This window comes from Flagellimonas sp. MMG031 (genome assembly GCF_040112705.1).
In the GTDB taxonomy this organism is placed as follows: Bacteria; Bacteroidota; Bacteroidia; order Flavobacteriales; family Flavobacteriaceae; genus Flagellimonas.
The window spans coordinates 3,129,765-3,149,081 of sequence record NZ_CP157804.1; the positions used below are offsets into that span (position 1 = coordinate 3,129,765).

A 19,317-nucleotide genomic window follows, 5' to 3' on the forward strand; every position below is an offset into this window, starting at 1 on the left:
TTTCCGCGACAGCTGACTTTTGACCCCTTGAAACTAAGTGTCCTGTCTTATCTGTTGAAGTCGAACTGCATTCGATATTGCGCATAAAACAACCCGCTCATCAGCAAAAACTGCTTTCCTGAAAGGTATTCTAAATAGAAATAACAATACCCCTACAGCTCTACCGTACAATTCTCAAATTGGGAACCCCACTGTTATCTTGAATTTTATGGCTGCTCTCATCCAATATGTTTTTCAATTGGGCCATGTCCTTACTGATTTTCTTTTCCACCACCCTTGCATACTTTTGGGTCGTAGAAAGCTTGGTATGCCCCAAGAGCTTGGAAACGGTCTCTATGGGTACGTCGTTCATAAGGGTGATTGTTGTTGCAAAGGTATGTCTGGCCACATGGAACGTTAGGTGCTTATCAATATTTGCCCTTTGTGCAATGATCTTTAGGTATTGATTCACCTTTTGATTTGAGTACACAGGAAGAACAATATCTTCATTTTTGGGAAAATCCGCATACTTCTCCAAGATTTTCTTGGCTTTGGTCAATAGGGGGACCTTGACTTCGGTCTTGGTCTTTTGGCGCTTTACATCGATCCATAGTTCCCCATCGATGCCGGATACGATACCGTTGGGTTTGAGAAGTTTGATCTCAATGTAGCTCAGTCCAGTATAGCATGCAAAAAGGAAAATATCGCGGACCAGTTCCATCCCCTTTTCCTCGAATTTCAATTGGCCCAGTGCCAAGATTTCCTCCTCTTCCAGAAAAGCACTGTCATAATCCTCCATTTTCACTTTATAGAGGTTGAAGGGATTCTTGGGGATGCAATCAAATTTATAGGCCATGGTCACCAATTTCTTGAACCGTAGCATATGTTTCATGATGCCATTGTTGTTCAATGTTTGGAACGACTTGATGGGTTCGCAGTTCCGCAGGAAGTTTTCAAATTCAATCAAAAAGGCATAGTCAATGGAGGCCAACCCAATATCGGGCACCCGATATTTTTTGGCAATGAAACATTTCAGGTAGGTCTCTGTAGAAGAATAGTTCTTGACTGTCCCTTTGGCCAGTTTGGGCAACTCATAGGTTCGGTTATACTCCAAAAGGTCCAATAGGGTGAGCATCACCTTGTCCTTCCCCAGATATCTAAGCTTGATGGATTGTGCCGTTATAAAGTTGCTCTCCGCACAGAGTTGTCGGTGGCATTCCAGCAATTTTGCCCGGACGTCGTCCAAATATTTGTTGACAACAACGGATTCACTGGCCCTATGGTCCATTTTTCCCAAAACAGGACACCATCGTTCTTCAAAAGTTGATCGATGGACACTGAGATCTGCATTTTTTCCTTTACATCTGATTCGGACATAAATTGGAAAACGTCCATCTTTTTTTCTTCCTGATTTTTTCAGCCAAAAACTGATACTGAAGGCGTTAGAGGTATTCATGTGTTCTCGCTTTAAGTTAAACTTTGGATTAAGCGAAAGTCAAATCACACGAAAAATCAATTACAGAAGTACAATTTAGGGAATTTTTCCCGACAAAAATAGGACACTCTATAGGACATCCTCATCGATGGTTTCAGATGGAAATAAAAAAAACCAGAAAAAATTAATTTTCTGGTTTTCAATTAATTAAGGTTTTACTTAGTGTCATAAAACCATGGTTCGTCGGGATGACTGAACCATCCATATGATTGTAAGTTGTTGTTAATCAACAACTAGCACCAATATTATAAATCCTGCACACCTTATTGCACATTTCTGTAAGGATTGAGCATAGGAACATGTCCTCAAAGAATAAAAATAATCAAAACTCGTCAAAAAGTACCGTTTTTTTTAAAACGAAATCCATGTTATTTCAAATCTGGATAATCATTCCAAATTAAATGCTGAATCACTTTTTGATCGAAACGCCGAAAGTATTTTACCCGTCTTGCCTTATAAGTCTAGTCTCCTCCATACTATTTGCATTTATGATCAACGGAATTCGATACAGTCCTTTATTTCCTGTAATAGTAGAATAAAAACTAAATATAAGCTCATTGAATCAATGGCTTGAAAGCTTAAACAGCGTTCTTGAAAAATAAGTTTCCTCCGGCTTTAAGGTAACCGTTGGAAAATGCGTATGATTAGGAGTATCAGGAAAATGTTGTGTTTCCAAACAAAAACCGCATCGATTTGAATAAGAGCTCTCCGATTTGCCAGGTAATTTCACGTCCAAAAAGTTTCCGCTATAAAATTGAATTCCTGGTTCCGATGTATAGACCTGTAAAAAGCGACCTGATTTACCGTGATATGCCGAAGCAGCCAATTGAAATTTATTTTCAGCTGTGTTGAGCGACCAACAATGATCATATCCGTTTCCAAAACTTAACTGTTCATGATGCTTCTCTATGTCCTTCCCTATCAACTTGGGTTTTCTAAAATCAAACGGGGTTCCGCAAACATCACGAAGTTCACCTGTAGGAACCAATTCGTCATCCACTGGAAGAAAACTATCGGCATTCAAAAAGATTTCATGGTCCAAAACGGGACTACAAAGGTTACCTGATAGATTAAAATAGCTATGTTGGGTTAGATTTACTATAGTAGGCCTATCTGTTTTTGCCAAGTACCGAACATCAAGTTCATTGGTATCCAATAGTGTATATGTTACGGTTACCTGCAGTTTGCCAGGGTAGCCTTCCTCTCCGTGAGGACTGGTATATGATAATTCCAAAGCGGTACCTTTGGATGTATCCAATACCGATATATCCCAAAACACTTTATCGAACCCCTTAAAACCACCATGGAGATGGTGCTTTCCATGGTTTTTACATAACGTAAAGGTGTTGCCGTCAAGGGTAAATTGTCCATTGGCAATCCGATTGCCATATCTGCCGATCAATGCACCTAAAAAAGGATTTTCGGTCAGGTATTGCATGGGGTCATCAAAACTGAGAACCACATTCTCAAATTTTCCTTGTTTGTCCGGGGCTGTCCAACGGCTAATGATTCCACCGTAGTTCAGCACATCCACTTCCATCCCGTTTTTGTTGGCCAAAGTGTATTTCCTGACTTCCCTTCCTTGAAACATACCTGAAACCGTCATAACATCCTGGTTTGCCATTCCCATGCCGTTTTTATTGCATAATCAATGTCGTGTTCCGCCTTCCAACCCAATATTTCATTTGCCCTTGTGGTATTCGCATAGGCCTGTACCACATCACCAGCTCTTCTATCGATAATTTCATAGTTCAGTTTTTTGCCGGAAATACGTTCAAAACTTTGGATCACCTCCAATACCGAACTTCCTTTTCCCGTTCCTAAATTGAAGACTTCATAATCGCTGTCATTTTTACCTTCCAAAAGCCGTAACAATGCAACCACATGTGCTCGGGCGAGATCGACAACATATATATAATCCCTGATACAGGTTCCGTCTTTTGTGGGATAATCGTTACCAAAAACTGAAAGCTGGGCCCTTAGGCCCGCACCGGTCTGTGTTATAAAAGGCACTAAGTTTTGGGGCATACCAATGGGCAGTTCGCCGATTTTACCGGAAGGATGGGCTCCGATCGGATTAAAATACCGCAGTGCTATGGCGTTGAGCATTGGGCACACCTTACAGGTATCACGAATAATTTCCTCGCTCACTTGCTTGGTATTGCCATAAGGGGACTCCGCTGGTTTTACCTGGGCATCCTCGGAAATTGGCATCTCATCGGCCTGACCATATACCGTACAGGAGCTACTAAAAATGAAACTGCCTTTCCGTCGCTTCTTCAGTTCCTGAAGAATATTGATTAAGCTAACCAAATTATTCTCGTAATATAAAAGTGGTTCATCAACACTTTCACCAACAGCCTTGGAGGCAGCAAAATGAATCACACCTTCAATATCGGTGTATTTCTGAAAAAACAATCGGACCTTTGCTTTGTCCCTCAGGTCAAACTCCTCAAAAAAGGGTCGCATTCCCGTGATGTTTTCGATGCCGTCCAAAACATCCAATGAGGCATTGGAAAGATTGTCCACGACTACAACCTCATAACCATCATTTTGAAGTTCAACAACGGTATGGGAACCTATAAAGCCCAGTCCCCCTGTTACAAGTATTTTCATTTTTTGATTTTTGAGATTGACTTCACTGTCCTGAACCCCAAATGCTCCATTCCAGAATCCGGACTGGTGGCCATGCGAGCTGAAATTCTATAGCTGGCACAATATGAGGCACTGCAGAGGAAAGACCCTCCTTTAATTACACGTTCCTTGACATAAGTATTGTTCGGGTTGAATGCATTTGTTGCTCCTTTTGGGTTTTGGTCCACCTCTCCATTCGACGCTAGTGTTTGATAGTAATTGGTGTTATACCAATCACTGGTCCATTCCCAAACGTTGCCGGCCATATCATAAAGACCAAAATCGTTTCTAGGATAACTCATAACAGGGGCACTGTTCTCAAAACCGTCTTCCATCGTGTTCTTTACTGGAAACTCCCCTTCCCAGGAATTGGCGAAGAAGCTCAATTGGGAATGGTCATTACCCCAGAAAAAAATACTTTCTTCCATTCCAGCACGGGCAGCATATTCCCATTCTGCCTCCGTTGGTAATCTGCGTCCCGCCCATTTGCAATAGGCTTGGGCATCTTCATAAGCTATGTGTACCACGGGATGGTCTTCCTTGCCTTCGATACTGCTTCCAGGACCATTGGGTTCTTTCCATTTCGCGCCCATTTTCCATTCCCACCACTGTGAATAATCATAAAGGTTGGGTACACTTGATTTTGTTTTTTTGAATACTAAAGACCCTGGCTGTAAAATAGAGTCATGGGGTTTGGGGGTCCCTTCAGGAAGTTGTTGTTTCAATTCTTCCCAATCTATCTCACGTTCGGCAACCGTCACATAACCAGTTTCTTCTACAAATCTTGAAAATTGGGCGTTGGTCACTTCATGGATGTCCATGAAAAAACCATCTACCGCCACTTGGTGTACTGGTTTCTCATGGGCCATGGCCATCTTATCCGAAGCCACCGCACCTTGGTAAAATATACCTCCAGGAATCCAAACCATACCATCAGGGGTTTCCAAGCTTTTGGGTTGATCCATCATTATATCGATGCTGATATTGGATTGACCCTCCTTTGGCACCGTATCTTTTTCTTTCTTCCCATTGCACCCTATCGCCATCAATAATGTGGCCAATATGGTGCAAGACGGAACAAGTGAACGTTTTTTTTGTATCATCAGTTTTATCTATTATTTTTTCCTATTTGCATATGCTCAATTAGTGGTTTCCCTAAGCAATAATTCGGGTTTAATGACCATATTTTGGATTTTTCCGTACCCCTTTGTCAATCTGCCCCTCAATAATTCAAAGGCCATTGATCCCATTTTCTCCGCTTGTTGTGACACCACACTTAACGCAGGAAAAGCGGACTGCGCCATAGGACCATCTGTAAACCCTATAATTGAGATCTCCCCCGGTACCTGATAGCCCAATTGCTTCAGGGTATTTAACGCATAGACGGCCGAAAGCTCATCCGCGGCAAGGATTCCATCCAATTTATATTCCTTCATTCCTTTGGCCAAAATGCTTTTGAAATTTCGATAGCTACCGAATTCTATACTACAGGGCTTTTTATTAAAGAGCCCATGCTCTTTCAGTGCCTTCCGATACCCTCTTTTTCTGGCCCGACCCACACTGGTGCCTGAAATTGATGATAAGAACCCTATGGAATTGCAGCCTGAATTGCATAAATGTTGCGTTGCTTTGAAGGCCCCCTGAAAATCATCGATAGAAACAGAATCCAAAGCAAGTTCATGATATATCCGATCAAACATCACAATTGGCATTCCGTGACCCATAACCCGCTCCACAGTACCATAATCGTTGTTTTTTTGTGTTCCCTTTGAAAAGGAAATCAGAATCCCATCCACACAATGGTTGACCAGACTGATTAGATTTTTGATTTCATTTGCCTTTCTATCGTTTGAAAACGTAACTAAGACGGTGAAACCATGGTTTGAAGCCTCCCTTTCGATTCCGTGCAACACTTTAGCGAAAAAATCATCAATGACATTGGGTACGATAACACCAATTGTTTTCGTCTGTTTTGATTTCAAGCTTCGCGCATAGTGGTTGGGAACATAGCCCATGGATTCAGCCATTTTCCTTACACGACTTTTTGTCTCCCTGCTTATCTCGGGACTATCGGACAAGGCTTTGGATATTGTGGACGGTGAAACTTTCAGAATTGCCGCCAGATCTTTTATACCGGTTATGGCTGCCATTATTTTAGTTAGTTTTTAAAGTATAGTGGGTATTTGAAAGCCCCAATAAGGTCGATGCCGCTTGTTCCGCCGTAATATCCCTTTGCGGATTGGCGAACATTTCATATCCGACCATAAACTTCTTGACCGTTGCAGATCGCAGCAATGGTGGATAGAATGACATGTGGAAATGCCACTCTTGATGGTCTTTTCCATCCGTTGGTGCTTGATGTATGCCAGATGAATATGGAAATGAAATCTCAAATAAATTATCATACTTTATGGTGACCACTTTAATGATTTCAGCAAAACTACTTCTTTCAGCATTTGAAAGCTGTGCAATGTTCTGGTAGTGTTTTTTTGGGGCGATCATAACCTCAAATGGCCATACGGCCCAAAACGGAACAAGGGCGATAAAGTCTTCGTTTTGGAAGATTATTCGTTCATCGGCCTCTATTTCTTGTATGAGGTAATCCTGCAATAGACTTCCGCCATTTTTCTCCCAGTGATGAAGCTGTCGCATTGACTTTTTTTCTACCTCCAAGGGGATTGAATTTTGGGCCCATACTTGGCCGTGGGGGTGGGGGTTACTACAGCCCATAATGGCACCCTTGTTCTCAAATATTTGGACATGGTTGATATTCTTTTCCTCTCCCAGTGACTTATACTCTTTTTGCCAAAGTTGAACGACTTTTTCGATATCTTCAGTTTTCATTAAGGGCAGGGTCAGAGAATGGTCAGGCGAAAAACATATTACCTTACAGATGCCACTTTCCCCCTTGGATATCAACAGCCCTTCTTCTATTTCAGTCGTAGGAGTGTCCTCTATTAAAGCAGAGTAATCATTGGTGAAAGAATAGACCGAATCATAATTTGGATTGGTGCTTCCACCGGCACGCATATTTCCGGGACACAAGTAACAATTGGCATCATAGACCTCAGTTTTAGGAGAAGCTTTTTGTTCTTGCTTTCCCTGCCAAGGTCGCTTGGTCCGATGGGGAGAAACCAAAATCCATTCTCCAGTCAGGATATTGTATCTTTTATGTGTGTGTTTATTAAGTTTATTTGTCATATCGAAATCTGTCAATTGTTAATATCGCTTATGAATCACCAAAGCAGCGCATAAAGTACTGTCAGTACTATCATGATGGCAAATGCACCAATATTGAACATAGGACCGGTCCTAAAGGTTTCCTTGGCAAATTTGATGCCCTTGGGGTCTTCCTTGCCGCTGTTCTGAAGATAACTGGCCAACATAATCACCATGACCGTAATCAAGAAGGTGAGGCCCATCTGGTCCATCCATGGAAGGGAGGGAAAAATGGGTTCCAGAGCACTTCCATTAACCCAACCCTTAGGTCCCACTTTGAAGAACATGGCCACAGGAATGGAGGCCAAAACACCGATGATGGCTCCCCGGTTGGTGGTCTTCTTCCAGAAAAGGCCCAATAAAAACACGGCAAGGATACCCGGGCTCACCACTCCGGTATACTCCTGTATGAACTGGAACGCCTGATCCAACCCACCCAAAAGAGGTGCCAAGACCATAGCGATGACCAGGGCGGCCGCGGCGGAAAGACGCCCAACCCCAACCAATGTCTTGTTGCTCGCATGATTGTTCATGTGCTGTTTATAAATATCCATGGTGAAAATGGTGGAGGTCGAGTTCAACATTGAGGCTAAGGAGGATACAATGGCCGCGGCAAGGGCCGCAATGGCAACTCCCTTGAGTCCGGTGGGCAAAAACTGCATCAACCACGGGTAGGCCTTGTCCGAGGCCCCAGAGGATGGAATGTTGTACAGCCCGGTCTCACCAAGGCCCGCCAACAGACCAGGATCGTTTACAATGACATAGGCCGCAATTCCCGGGATCACCACGATCAATGGTATGATCAACTTCAGGAAAGCGGCAAACAATATCCCTTTTTGCGACTCCTTCAGGGACTTGGCCGCCAGGGTACGCTGAATAATATATTGGTTGAACCCCCAATAATACAGGTTGGCCACCCAGAGCCCTCCTACGAGCACCCCTATTCCGGGCAGATTTACATACTCAGGGTTGCTCTTGTCCAAAATTAAATCAAAATGGTCCGGTACGGTATCAAAGACCCTTTGGAGCCCGGCCATGACACCTTCTCCACCAGAAACGGTGTCCAATGCCAAATAGGTGGTGACCAATCCGCCTAAGACCAAGAACACCACTTGGATAATATCTGTCCAGGCAACGGCCGCCAATCCACCGTAAAGGGAATAGGCCGCCGCGAAAAGCCCCAAGCCAATAATAGCATAGATCATATCAACCCCCAGAATGGTCTCCAGTGCAAGTCCACCTAAATACAAAACTGAGGTAAGATTCACAAAGATGTAGAGGCAAACCCAGAACACCGCCAAAATCGATTTTAAATCGGAGGAATACCGTTTTTCAATGAATTCCGGGATAGTGTACAGTTTTTTCTCTATGAAGACAGGTAGGAAATACTTCCCCACGATCAAAAGTGTCAAGGCTCCCATCCATTCATAGGATGCAATACCAAGCCCTAAGGCAAAGCCCGAACCCGACATCCCGATGAACTGTTCCGCCGATATGTTGGCCGCTATCAGTGAGGCGCCAATGGCCCACCATGGCAGGGATTTACTGGCCAAAAAATAGTCCTCGGTGCTCTTTTTCGTCCCTTTTTTGGTCCTAGAGACCCATAGGCCCACGGTCAAAATGACCACTGCATACAATCCAAAGACCAAATAGTCCCAAAATTCAAAACTGCCTTCCATGTGTTTGCATTTTGTTAGTTAGTATTTTACTTTCAAATTCCTGTTATACCTTTCCATAATGTTGAGTCAGAAGATTTCTTAATCTGACCGCCGTCGACTCCTCTGGAGGTGTGTCCTCCAGAAGGGCCGAAAAATCATTGGCAAAGCTGGACACCTGTTCGTATCCAGGATTTTTGTGGGCGTGAGCCCTCATATTTCGCGGGCATAGATAGCAATCCTTGTCGTTAGATGGTTTGGTTTTCTTGGTAAGCTCTTCCTGTGTGCCCTGCCATGACCTTTTGATCCTGTTCGTTGATACGAGCGTCCACTCCCCAGTGAGGATGTTGTAGCTGCGGTACGGTATTTGGTTCCATTGGTTTTCAGCCATCCTGTTTCATAATTGTTGTCCCTTGGCTGGGAACCGTTTGAAAGGAAGATAGTTCTATTCCGAATTTGCGCTTATATTCCGATGAGGCAATGGCCAAATATTCTTCGACCGCACTCTTGTGAATAATGTTTAATGTACAGCCGCCAAATCCACCACCGACCATTCGGGACCCAAGAATCTTTCGTTCGCCTTTTGAAAAATCCACCAAAAAGTCAAGTTCCGGACAGCTCACTTCATATTTTTCGCGCTGTCCTTTGTGTGATTTATAAAGAAGCTCACCCAAAGCGATGATATCCCCTCTCTTTAAAGCCTCCGCAGCATCCAACACCCTCTGGTTTTCTTCCAAAACATAGGAGCACCTTCTATATCTTATTTCCCCAAGCATGGTACTACATTCCTCTACCATATCCTTCGTAATGGACCTGAATGAATTATTGACCCCAAAAAACTCCGAGATGAGCTTAAGTCCTGAAGCACTTTCCTCCCTTCTGGTGTTGTAGGCACTTGCGGCCAAGTTGTGTGAAACATTGGTGTTCAACATCAAAATGACATAGGGATCTAGATTTGTGGGGATGTATTCATAGTCAAGGTCTCTACAGTCCAATAACATGGAATGTCCTTCCTTGCCCATCATGGAAGCAAACTGGTCCATAATCCCACATTGGGTGCCCACAAAGTTATGCTCCGCTCTTTGGCACAATTTGATAAGTTCCCATTTCTCCAACCCTAGTCCAAACAATTCGTTCAATCCATAGGCAAGGCCACATTCCAGTGCAGCCGAGGAGCTCATGCCAGACCCTATGGGAACATTGGTTTGCATTGTGCAGTCAAAACCCTTCAACTCTTGGGTAAGGGCTTGAAGCTCTTTAAGTACCCCAAGTACATAGTCGTGCCAACCCTCCGTCCCATGCTTCAGATCATACAAGTCTGCCACATAAGTGTTTTCGAATCCCTCGCTTTTTATCGTGCACCTGTTCTTGGTCCCATTCTTTTTAAGCTTTAAGAAAAGATGTTTGTCTATGGCAGCCGGCAATACAAAACCGTCGTTGTAATCCGTGTGCTCGCCGATTAAATTAATCCTACCCGGGGAGGCAATCGATAAATCCCATGTCATATGTTTTCATGTTTTATTTCAAGCTCTTGAAGATTATCCAGATGATTGCACTGGGCCTCTTGGGATCGCTTCAGGCTTTCAAGTGTCAACCCATCATCTTCATATCCTACTTTTCGAACAGATACTATTGGGGATAAAAGCCATAGACCGCAATTGGAAAAAGAGGCCTCAATATCCTTATTGTTTTGAGGCATATAACATCCAGAATTGGGATTATCGATGGAATACCCCAAGTTATCGTAGCTCAAATTTGTTTTGATTTCTTTATTCATTTTCTAGTTGGAAATGACTTGTTAATTATTTCGACAGTGGCATGGATTGAATTTTAGATTTAATCCACCATGTTCGAAATTCATACTTGATTTCCAAGATTGAGTACTTGATTTACAGCCTAGCTTAAATTCCCATTGGTCCAAAATGAAGCCCTGAAAATATTTGGAAATGCTTCGCTGTGAAAAACCAATGATCCTTAGGATATGGTTTTCTTTCATTTCTCCACAAAAGAAAAAAGGGCCTGCGAACAGGCCCATTCCCAGCTGATCTGCACATGTCAACTAACTCAAAATAACTAAACTAAACATTATGGAGTATTCAAATAGGTGCTTTGATCAAACTTGAATACTTCTGAAGAAGTCCTTGCCTGTGAGAACAAAGCTTCAAATTGTTCTACCTTTTCAGGATACTGATCTGCCAAATTGTGCTCCTCTGCAATATCCTTGGAGAGATCATACAACTCTATGGCTGAATCATCTTTGAAAACATTGTATTTTACGGCTTTCCAGTCACCTTTTCGAATAGCTTGTCTCCCACCCTTCTCATGAAACTCCCAATAAAGGTATTCATGTTTCTTTTGCTTTTTGGGGTTTCCCAAAAGTGTTGGTGCCAAGGATATACCATCTAAATTTTCAGGAATGCTTGCACCGACCAAATCCAAAAATGTGGGAAAAACGTCCCAAAAGGCAGATATATGGTCCGTTTTTGAGCCTTCGGGGATTGTGCCCTCCCATTTGGCCAACATTGGAACACGAATTCCTCCTTCATACAAATCCCTTTTATATCCCTTAAATGGACCGTTACTATCAAAATAATCAGGATCGCCACCCCCTTCTTTGTGTGGCCCATTATCCGAAGTAAATATGATCAGGGTGTTTTCCTCAATTCCAAGTTCCTTTACCTTATCCATTATTTCGCCAACCTGTTTATCCAACAAAGTCACCATGGCAGCAAACGCAGCATGTGTTTCCGGTTGGGATTCATAGGGCCCTTTCCGGTATTCAGGACCTTCGTCATAGCCTTGAAACGATTTTTCCGGTGGATATTTACCCCTGTGTTGCTCCATCATTTCTGGAGTCGCGGCCAATTCTGCATGCGGTATAATGGAGGCAACGTACAGAAAAAACGGATTGCTCTTGTTTCTAACCAGAAACTCCATGGTCTTTTCATGAATTAATTTTGGTGCATACTGGTTTTTATTGGTTCCGGAATTTCCCAACAATGGAATGGAATCATGATCCGACCAAAGATGATGTGGATAATAGTGATGTCCAAATCGTTGGCAATTATACCCATAAAATGTATCAAAACCCTGATTTAACGGGTCACCTTCAGAACCTGGAAACCCAAGTCCCCACTTTCCAAAAGCCCCGGTCGCATATCCGTTTTCCTTCAATGCTTCCGCCAAGGTATGGGTATCCTCAGGAATGGGATACTGCCCCTCGGGTAGCACCTCATGATTGCCCCTAACCACGGTATGCCCGGTATGCATTCCGGTAAGAAGTGCAGAGCGTGATGGGGCACATACCGTGCTTCCTGAATAGTGTTGGGTAAACAACATACCTTCCGCGGCCAACCTATCAATATTAGGGGTTTCAAATTTAGATTGACCATAAACTCCAACATCGCCATAACCGAGATCGTCCGCCAGTATATAAATAATATTAGGTTTTGACAATGAGGAAGAAGTCTTCACATTATCGCTGCTCCTGTTTTTTTGTTTGGGATGACATGCCAAAACAAATACACCCAAAACAACCCACAAATTAAAAAATAGAAACTTTTTCTCCTTCATTTGGTTTTCTTGTGTTTATTATCCACCTCGATAACCATTATTGGATGGGTCGGATGTAAGCAAGTTTGGATTTAGAATAAGTTCATCTTGGGGTATCGGCAACAAAACATGATAGGGTTGAATATTATCGCCAGGATTATTCCAAGGCCTATGCTCCGTCGATTTGACCGTCTCCAATAATATGCCCCAACGAATCAAATCCATTTTTCGATAACCTTCCGTACACAATTCATATTTCCGTTCATCGTACATCGCTGTCCTAAAAGATTCCTGTGTCATTCCCCCCCATGGCTTGTCTGGCTCAAATGCCCTTTCTCTTACCTTGTTCACATAGGGATAGGCTCCATTGGGACCATTGAGTTCATTTTCAGCCTCTGCAGCCATCAAATAAATATCAGCTAGTCGAAACATCACATAATTCTCGTGATGGTCGGCCCGTGGGGAAGTATTGTTCAAGTTCCAATTTTTCCTGTAATAAGGAAACTGTAATTCAAATCCGGCGTATTCCGTTACTATCGTTGCATCATATCGTAAATCATCTGGGTCCCAATTGTTCCGATCGGCAATTTCAGGTAAGGGAACAGCCCATCCAAATCCACTCATATCTTGATTTAAAGTCTGCAATGTGTCTCGAAGCAACTGCCACCTTTGAGGGGTGCCAGGACCTCCTGGCCTATTGTTACGGTTACTTGGCTCATCCCTTAATCTAGGATTGTAATCATCTGTTCGCCGCGTTCCTGCGTCATTAAAAATACCTTCGGTGGTAAAATCAACTACAAAAATCTGCTCGTCATTATATTGATCAGCTCTGTCCGTTTGATCAAAAACATCTGCAAAATTTTCCAGCAATCGATGCGGGGAATTATCGATAATTTCATCGCATTCAGCCTTGGCTTCCGCCCATTCGCTATCGAATAAATGAAATTTGGCCTTTAAAGCTGCAGCAGCCCACTTGGAAGCTCTGCCCAAATCTGGTTCGCTGGGCAATAATTCAAATGCCAAGGACAAATCAGCCTTCATGTCGGATCGTATCTCGTCTTTTGAGAATCGGCCTAACGATCCCAACTCCTCTAAAGGCAACAACTCCCTGTAATATGGAACGTCGCCCCAAAGATTGGTCAAATGGAAATAAGCCAATGCCCTTAAAAAATACGATTCGCCAAGGGTCTGGTTCCTTATATCTTCGGAGATGTTCTCATTACCTTCGATATTGGAAATGTTCAGGGAGGCATTTCGCACAATCTCATAACATGAAGACCAAATGGCGTTCCCATCTGCAACACCCTCTTGAATCAAATAATTGTGTATTTGACCGTTTACATTACGGCTAGGCCCCACTTCATCCGCCCCATTGACATAATAATTGTCAATGCCCCGGGTTCCGTACATATTTCCGCGAAGCAAAATCCTATAAAGACCATTGGTAGCTAGCAATGCTTCCTGATCGTTATTAAAGAAATTCTCCACGGCAATTTGATCCCGTAAATCTTCCTCTAAATATTTTTCACAACTCGTAAGCACAAGCATTAAAGTGAATAAAATTGTTGTATTTCGTATGTTTTTCATCGCTGTATATTTTAAAATTCTACTTTCACGCCCGTTACTATACTTCTGGCGTAGGGATATTGACCGTTTGCAAAACCTTGAGATACCGAACCGAAACCGTTACTCGCCGAAAAGTTGTTCACTTCCGGGTCACCCAGGGTAAAATCCGATATCAGCCATAGATTTTGGCCTGTCACATAGACATTGAAAGACTTAAAGACCTTATCCAAGCCCGCCTTTTTCAAAGGAATATCATAGGACAGTGTCAATGTTCGCAATCGAACAAAAGAGCCATCTTCAATGTTTGCCGTACTGTTGGGATTGAAGGTGCTGGTTGATGTACCAGCCCTCGGAATATTAGAGGTTTCATTGACTCCCTCTACCCATCTATCCAACACTCTCGGGTCGACATTTTCATCACCTCGTCCAAAAAGGGAGCGCTGGGTCACGACATTGAAAATATCAGCCCCAAAGGAATACTGGAAGAATATGTCCAAGTTAAGCCCCTTCCAAGAAAATCGGTTTCTGAGCCCTCCAAAGAAATCAGGCTGTGGACTACCCAATATGGAATAATCTTCTTGGTTTATGGTCCCATCTTCGTTTACATCCCTATATCGTGGACTTCCCAAAAACGCCCTTCCTACAGCTCCATCATCTACAATCTCTTGCGGATCTTTATAAGTTCCCAAATATTCTGCCCCAAAGAAAACCGGAAATGCCTCTCCCGGTATAAGGCGGGCGGATGGCCCCCCTTGGTTTCCTGTAGACTGCAAATTGATGAATTCCTCATCCCCCAAGTCCAAGACCTCACTATCGTTGGATGTTAACGTAAAAGTTGTATTCCATGTGAAATTATCGTTTACAACATTTCTGGTGTTCAACAAAAATTCGAAGCCTCGGTTCTCGACACCTCCAACATTTTCCAAGACCCTGTTACCGGCCGTATTGGGCAAATCCCTAAAGAGCAGTAAATCTTCTGTGGTTTTCTTATAATATCCTGCTTCGAATGATATCCGATTTTTAAAAAGACCAACTTCGATACCTAGATCCAATTGCTTCGTTGTTTCCCAGGTCAAGTCGTTGGTCCCCGGATTTGCTAAAAGCACTGCAGGAGTGAGCACTTCATTAAAATAAACGTATTGGGAATCTAACAGATCAAAACTGTTGTACGTACTAACACCCTGCTCACCGACAAGACCATAACTGGCCCTGAGTTTTAAGATGTCAAAGGTTTGTGAATCCTGTAAAAAAGGTTCTTCGTCAACGTTCCATACAACTCCGGCCGAGGGAAAAAAGGAGTATTTATTCCCTGCCTCAAACACAGAAGACCCATCCTGTCTCCCGACAAGGGTCAATATGTATCTATCCTTGTATCCATAGGTAATCCTTCCCAAAACAGATGTCAATGTTCTTTGATTGTAGCCAGAGTCCACCTGGAATGTTTCCGGGTCTGACCCCAGGGATAAATTGTTGAATTCCACCACATCATTAGGAAATCCTTCCGCTGAAGATGACATTCCCTCGCTCGTTATTTTTTGTGCGGTAAATCCTCCTAGGACATTTAGGGAATGGTCTCCCAATTGTTTGTCCCACTGAAAGGTGGTCTCGCTGAGCAAATCCTTGGTTTGATTGGTTGCAATTTCCGCAAACCCGCCAACATTATTGGACAAGATTCGTTCAGGCAAGCTTCCAGGTAAGTAGTCATTGCCTTTATAGAAATTAAAGGTGCCCCCAAAACTTGTCTTAAGTTTAAAATCCTTGAAAAGCTCATATTCCGCATATAGATTGGCCACTATATTGGTTACCAAATTATGATCCACCCGCAATTGATAATCCGCTACCGGATTACGTTGCAATGTACCACTTATCGGGTTCGTGCCGGTAAAATTACCCTCCTCATCAAAAACGGTTCTAATGGGCAGGACATTGGCTATGATTTGCGAAAAATTCACCTTGGGGTTCTCTCGCCTAAATGTACTTAGATTCAATCGTGTTCCAAATTTGAAACGTTTTGACAAATTAACATCAAAATTGGTTCTGAACGTAACCCTTTCAAGTCCGGAATTTTTAATCAAGCCCTCCTGATTAAAGTAATTGATGGAAGCGTAATAATTGGTTTTTTCCGTTCTACCCGTGACTGACAGGTCAGTGTTGTAAATTACCCCGGTAGTGGTAACTTCGTCAATCCAATCCGTTGTGGGAATGTCTCCCTCAAATTGCAAAGGTAAATTCGGGTCTGTAAAACCGATAGGTACTGGTGTACCATTTACATCGATGGGGTCGCCCGGGATAAATTGACCTGCCTCATTCACATAATCGACATAATCCTGACCTCCTAAAATATTGATTTTATTGGCCATTTCATCCATACTGATATAGGAGTTGACGGCGAACGTCGGTTTACCTATGGGCAATGACTTACCACTTTTGGTGGTAATTATAACAACTCCTGACGCCCCCCTTGTTCCATAAATGGCCAAGGCCGTTGCATCCTTTAAAATCTCCAATGACTCAATATCATTGATATTGATATTGTTTAAGTTGAAATCATTTCCAACAATAAAACCATCGACCACAAAAAGTGGACTGTTGTTGCCGTTGATGGAACTATTCCCTCTAATACGAATCGTGGAACCGGTTCCAGGGGCCCCGTTGTTCGATGTCACCTCAACACCTGCAGCTCTTCCCTGTAAGGCCTGATCCACCCGTGCAACAGGTTGGTTTTCAATTTCATCGGCCTTAACAGAAGATATTGCTGAAACCAATCTTTTCTTAGATGAGGTACCGTAACCAATTACCACGACCTCATCAAGTAATTCTGTGTCTTCTTGAAGGCTAACATTGATGGTCTGTGCAGTACCTACGGTTCTGGTGGTGGTAATAAAACCAACGGAGGAAAACCTGAGTACATCGCCTTGCTTGGCACTAATGGAGTAATTGCCATCAAAATCGGCAGCTACCCCGTTTGTGGTTCCTTCAACCAACACCGTCACACCCGGTACTGGTACCCCATTGGAATCGGTCACTGTACCCGATATGGTCTGTTGGGCATGCCCAAAGGACCATATGGAAATACATAAAAATAATACTAGTAGTCTCATTGTTTGTAAGGTTATTCAGTTAATTCTTGTTTCGTTGATAGTTATTCAACAAAAACAAATGTAAGACCAATACCCTCGCCTGAAGGCTTCCCTTATCTCAATCCAGGTGTAATTCTGTCTCAAAATTCAATAATTCAAAACCCAAAACGCTTTTCGTAATCCGATTGCAACATTTTTATCTAAAATATTGGACAAAGGCAACTTCTTTAAATAAGCTTATTCATCAGAAGGGATGATATCCATAGTTTTTTGGGAAAGGATTCAACTTGACAGGTAAACGAACATGATGCTCAAAAACAGCATTATATAGGCTGCATAAATCCACGAAGTCAATAATCCCCAAGTAAAGAACCAGGGCTGAACGCAACGTAAACTCATCCAAATTTTGAAATCGTGCCCTTTACAAAACCTAGATTCACATCCTTAACACAAAAGCCAATAAATAGAAATCAATGCACCAGACGTCCTTATGTTAAACCATTCCCTTCTTGTATATGCAACAATTTTATCCGCAATATGAGCATTATGACTCCTACTTATATATGAGCACCATCATAAATTTGATGCAGGTGCAGAACCTTAAGTTGAAAATTCAAAACATCTTTCTTGGCCATTGGTTTTCCAAATTGTCCGAAAACCAAAACAAGTTGAACAATGATTAACCTAAAAACCACAAAATGAAACTACTTAGATACCAAAAAACAGCCTTGGCCTTAATTGTCGGGATTCTTTTTTCATGTTCCCACGAACTACAGCAGGTTGATTTAACCCATAGTGATATGTCAATTTTGGAATCTTCTAACTCCTTTAACTTAGTTTCCTCTATTTCAAACCATCATTATGTTCAAAATCTTGACATCGTCCTCGGAGATGTGAAACAAGGTCAGATTTATAATTTGTACACCACTACCACAGAGATCGATAACATACTGGACGGATTTGAGAGCATGGGCGTTGGAGGTATAAGAATTACCATTTTTGCTGAAGGCGTAAATCCAAATAAACCAATGTTCGATTACTTCTATACCGAGGCAAAGGCAAGAGGCTTTAAAATTTTTGCAAACCCTATGGAATACAGGGGAGGTCAGAAGATAGCAAATGGGATGGGGCCTGATCAAGGAACCGGACCATCGGTTCTTGGCAGTACTACAGCAACGGAAACCTTGATCAATCGCGTAATTGATTTCGCCCAAGAATATGCAGTGGATTGGATATGCCCCTTTAATGAAGATGGAGGGCCTGGCAAACACTGGACCGCAGCTCAGATGAACACCATTTTCTCTTCCGTCCATGCTGCCAATCTTAACGGCGCCCAACTTATAGGTCCATGTACATATGGAATACCAGAGGGAATTGCGGTACTGAACAATACCAACATCAAAGACTACATATCCATTGCAACAACACATAATCTAGGCTTCCATCATGATAAATGGCCAGATTTTATTGCTGCCGCTGGACCATTGCCTGTTTGGGATTCCGAGACAAACAACAGAAAAAAGTTCCCAGATAAGGATGTAAGAATTGATGCTGCCATAAATGCCGGTGTTGACGGACTTGTCCTTTACAACAGTTTAAAAGGGATTGACTGGACCGATGGTACTTTAACCGGTACCGGGGTGAATGCGAATTCAGGTCAGGACTTCAAGGATAAAATCACACAGTATTATTTTGTTCAGAATAAGGAAACAGGTGATAGGATAAAACCTTATACCAATTTCGATAATAATTCCTTGATAGTAGAGGTGCCCAGCTATTGGAATGGCGTATACTCCCAATGGGAATTGGTCCCGGTGGAAAATGGATGGTATCGCCTAAAGAATAGAGGGGGCGGAACCTATGTAAGGCCAGAAACCAACAATGATTTTTCAAACATCCTCTCCAAAACCTCCTTTTATGGTACCGCATTGCATGTCCAATGGAGAACAAATGATGCTGGAAATGGATTTGTCTTCATCGAGAATAGAGGGACGGGTAAAGTACTCAATGCAAGAAATTACGATGACCTGGGAAACAATAATGATGTGGAGGTTATTAAAATTCAGCAAGTACCTAATTTCTGGACAGGGAACTGGTCTCAATGGCAGTTGATAGAGGCCAACTAAAAAAGAAGATG

The 19,317-nt window shown here is 42.6% G+C and carries 14 protein-coding genes; 1 reads left to right on the forward strand and 13 read right to left on the reverse strand.

Translation table 11 applies throughout. From position 1 onward, the window contains the following. Nucleotides 1–160: 160 nt before the first annotated feature. The 13 genes from ABNE31_RS14240 to ABNE31_RS14300 form a co-directional block, all read right to left on the reverse strand. Nucleotides 161–1,435 carry a site-specific integrase gene (locus tag ABNE31_RS14240; RefSeq protein ID WP_349351583.1) on the reverse strand — a complete coding sequence of 425 codons (1,275 nt, stop codon included), beginning with the start codon at nucleotides 1,433–1,435 and terminating at the stop codon, nucleotides 161–163. A gap of 601 nt (nucleotides 1,436–2,036) precedes the next feature. Continuing rightward, nucleotides 2,037–3,098: an aldose epimerase family protein gene (locus ABNE31_RS14245; RefSeq protein ID WP_349351584.1), complete on the reverse strand. Its 1,062-nt coding sequence runs from the start codon at nucleotides 3,096–3,098 to the stop codon at nucleotides 2,037–2,039. Further along, nucleotides 3,077–4,090, reverse strand: coding sequence for a UDP-glucose 4-epimerase GalE (galE, locus tag ABNE31_RS14250; protein ID WP_349351585.1), 1,014 nt, complete (start codon nucleotides 4,088–4,090; stop codon nucleotides 3,077–3,079). The genes ABNE31_RS14245 and galE overlap by 22 nt, the downstream gene beginning before the upstream one ends. Next, complete coding sequence (locus tag ABNE31_RS14255) at nucleotides 4,087–5,211, reverse strand: formylglycine-generating enzyme family protein (RefSeq protein ID WP_349351586.1); 1,125 nt, start codon at nucleotides 5,209–5,211, stop codon at nucleotides 4,087–4,089. Before ABNE31_RS14255 ends, galE begins: the two co-directional genes overlap by 4 nt. Before the next feature lie 36 nt (nucleotides 5,212–5,247). Next, nucleotides 5,248–6,258, reverse strand: coding sequence for a LacI family DNA-binding transcriptional regulator (locus ABNE31_RS14260; protein WP_349351587.1), 1,011 nt, complete (start codon nucleotides 6,256–6,258; stop codon nucleotides 5,248–5,250). Between the two features lie 4 nt (nucleotides 6,259–6,262). Then, on the reverse strand, nucleotides 6,263–7,309 hold the full coding sequence (locus ABNE31_RS14265) for a UDP-glucose--hexose-1-phosphate uridylyltransferase (RefSeq protein WP_349351588.1): 1,047 nt from the start codon (nucleotides 7,307–7,309) through the stop codon (nucleotides 6,263–6,265). Nucleotides 7,310–7,344: 35 nt separating this feature from the next. Next, nucleotides 7,345–9,006 (reverse strand): sodium/sugar symporter, encoded by a 1,662-nt coding sequence (locus tag ABNE31_RS14270; protein ID WP_349351589.1) that lies wholly within the window; start codon nucleotides 9,004–9,006, stop codon nucleotides 7,345–7,347. 43 nt (nucleotides 9,007–9,049) lie between these two features. Then, nucleotides 9,050–9,373: a hypothetical protein gene (locus tag ABNE31_RS14275; RefSeq protein ID WP_349351590.1), complete on the reverse strand. Its 324-nt coding sequence runs from the start codon at nucleotides 9,371–9,373 to the stop codon at nucleotides 9,050–9,052. After that, nucleotides 9,366–10,487 (reverse strand): galactokinase, encoded by a 1,122-nt coding sequence (gene galK / locus ABNE31_RS14280; RefSeq protein WP_349351591.1) that lies wholly within the window; start codon nucleotides 10,485–10,487, stop codon nucleotides 9,366–9,368. The genes ABNE31_RS14275 and galK overlap by 8 nt, the downstream gene beginning before the upstream one ends. After that, the gene (locus ABNE31_RS14285; protein WP_349351592.1) at nucleotides 10,484–10,759 is read right to left on the reverse strand and encodes a hypothetical protein; all 276 of its coding nucleotides are present in this window, start codon (nucleotides 10,757–10,759) and stop codon (nucleotides 10,484–10,486) included. Before ABNE31_RS14285 ends, galK begins: the two co-directional genes overlap by 4 nt. 308 nt (nucleotides 10,760–11,067) lie before the next feature. Then, a complete protein-coding gene (locus tag ABNE31_RS14290) occupies nucleotides 11,068–12,555 on the reverse strand; it encodes an arylsulfatase (protein WP_349351593.1) in 1,488 nt (495 codons plus the stop codon). Between the two features lie 18 nt (nucleotides 12,556–12,573). Then, nucleotides 12,574–14,121 carry a RagB/SusD family nutrient uptake outer membrane protein gene (locus ABNE31_RS14295; RefSeq protein WP_349351594.1) on the reverse strand — a complete coding sequence of 516 codons (1,548 nt, stop codon included), beginning with the start codon at nucleotides 14,119–14,121 and terminating at the stop codon, nucleotides 12,574–12,576. An 11-nt stretch (nucleotides 14,122–14,132) separates the two neighbouring features. Beyond that, nucleotides 14,133–17,201, reverse strand: coding sequence for a TonB-dependent receptor (locus ABNE31_RS14300; RefSeq protein ID WP_349351595.1), 3,069 nt, complete (start codon nucleotides 17,199–17,201; stop codon nucleotides 14,133–14,135). A gap of 677 nt (nucleotides 17,202–17,878) precedes the next feature. Between ABNE31_RS14300 and ABNE31_RS14305 the strand changes: the two genes are divergently transcribed. Further along, complete coding sequence (locus tag ABNE31_RS14305; protein WP_349351596.1) at nucleotides 17,879–19,306, forward strand: RICIN domain-containing protein; 1,428 nt, start codon at nucleotides 17,879–17,881, stop codon at nucleotides 19,304–19,306. Nucleotides 19,307–19,317: the final 11 nt, after the last annotated feature.

Excerpts from the sequence above, each read along its gene's own strand:
- ABNE31_RS14240 (WP_349351583.1), bottom strand. The coding sequence starts at position 1,435 with ATGAATACCTCTAACGCCTTCAGTATCAGTTTTTGGCTGAAAAAATCA.
- ABNE31_RS14245 (WP_349351584.1), bottom strand. The coding sequence starts at position 3,098 with ATGGCAAACCAGGATGTTATGACGGTTTCAGGTATGTTTCAAGGAAGG.
- galE (WP_349351585.1), bottom strand. The coding sequence starts at position 4,090 with ATGAAAATACTTGTAACAGGGGGACTGGGCTTTATAGGTTCCCATACC.
- ABNE31_RS14255 (WP_349351586.1), bottom strand. The coding sequence starts at position 5,211 with ATGATACAAAAAAAACGTTCACTTGTTCCGTCTTGCACCATATTGGCC.
- ABNE31_RS14260 (WP_349351587.1), bottom strand. The coding sequence starts at position 6,258 with ATGGCAGCCATAACCGGTATAAAAGATCTGGCGGCAATTCTGAAAGTT.
- ABNE31_RS14265 (WP_349351588.1), bottom strand. The coding sequence starts at position 7,309 with ATGACAAATAAACTTAATAAACACACACATAAAAGATACAATATCCTG.
- ABNE31_RS14270 (WP_349351589.1), bottom strand. The coding sequence starts at position 9,006 with ATGGAAGGCAGTTTTGAATTTTGGGACTATTTGGTCTTTGGATTGTAT.
- ABNE31_RS14275 (WP_349351590.1), bottom strand. The coding sequence starts at position 9,373 with ATGGCTGAAAACCAATGGAACCAAATACCGTACCGCAGCTACAACATC.
- galK (WP_349351591.1), bottom strand. The coding sequence starts at position 10,487 with ATGACATGGGATTTATCGATTGCCTCCCCGGGTAGGATTAATTTAATC.
- ABNE31_RS14285 (WP_349351592.1), bottom strand. The coding sequence starts at position 10,759 with ATGAATAAAGAAATCAAAACAAATTTGAGCTACGATAACTTGGGGTAT.
- ABNE31_RS14290 (WP_349351593.1), bottom strand. The coding sequence starts at position 12,555 with ATGAAGGAGAAAAAGTTTCTATTTTTTAATTTGTGGGTTGTTTTGGGT.
- ABNE31_RS14295 (WP_349351594.1), bottom strand. The coding sequence starts at position 14,121 with ATGAAAAACATACGAAATACAACAATTTTATTCACTTTAATGCTTGTG.
- ABNE31_RS14300 (WP_349351595.1), bottom strand. The coding sequence starts at position 17,201 with ATGAGACTACTAGTATTATTTTTATGTATTTCCATATGGTCCTTTGGG.
- ABNE31_RS14305 (WP_349351596.1), top strand. The coding sequence starts at position 17,879 with ATGAAACTACTTAGATACCAAAAAACAGCCTTGGCCTTAATTGTCGGG.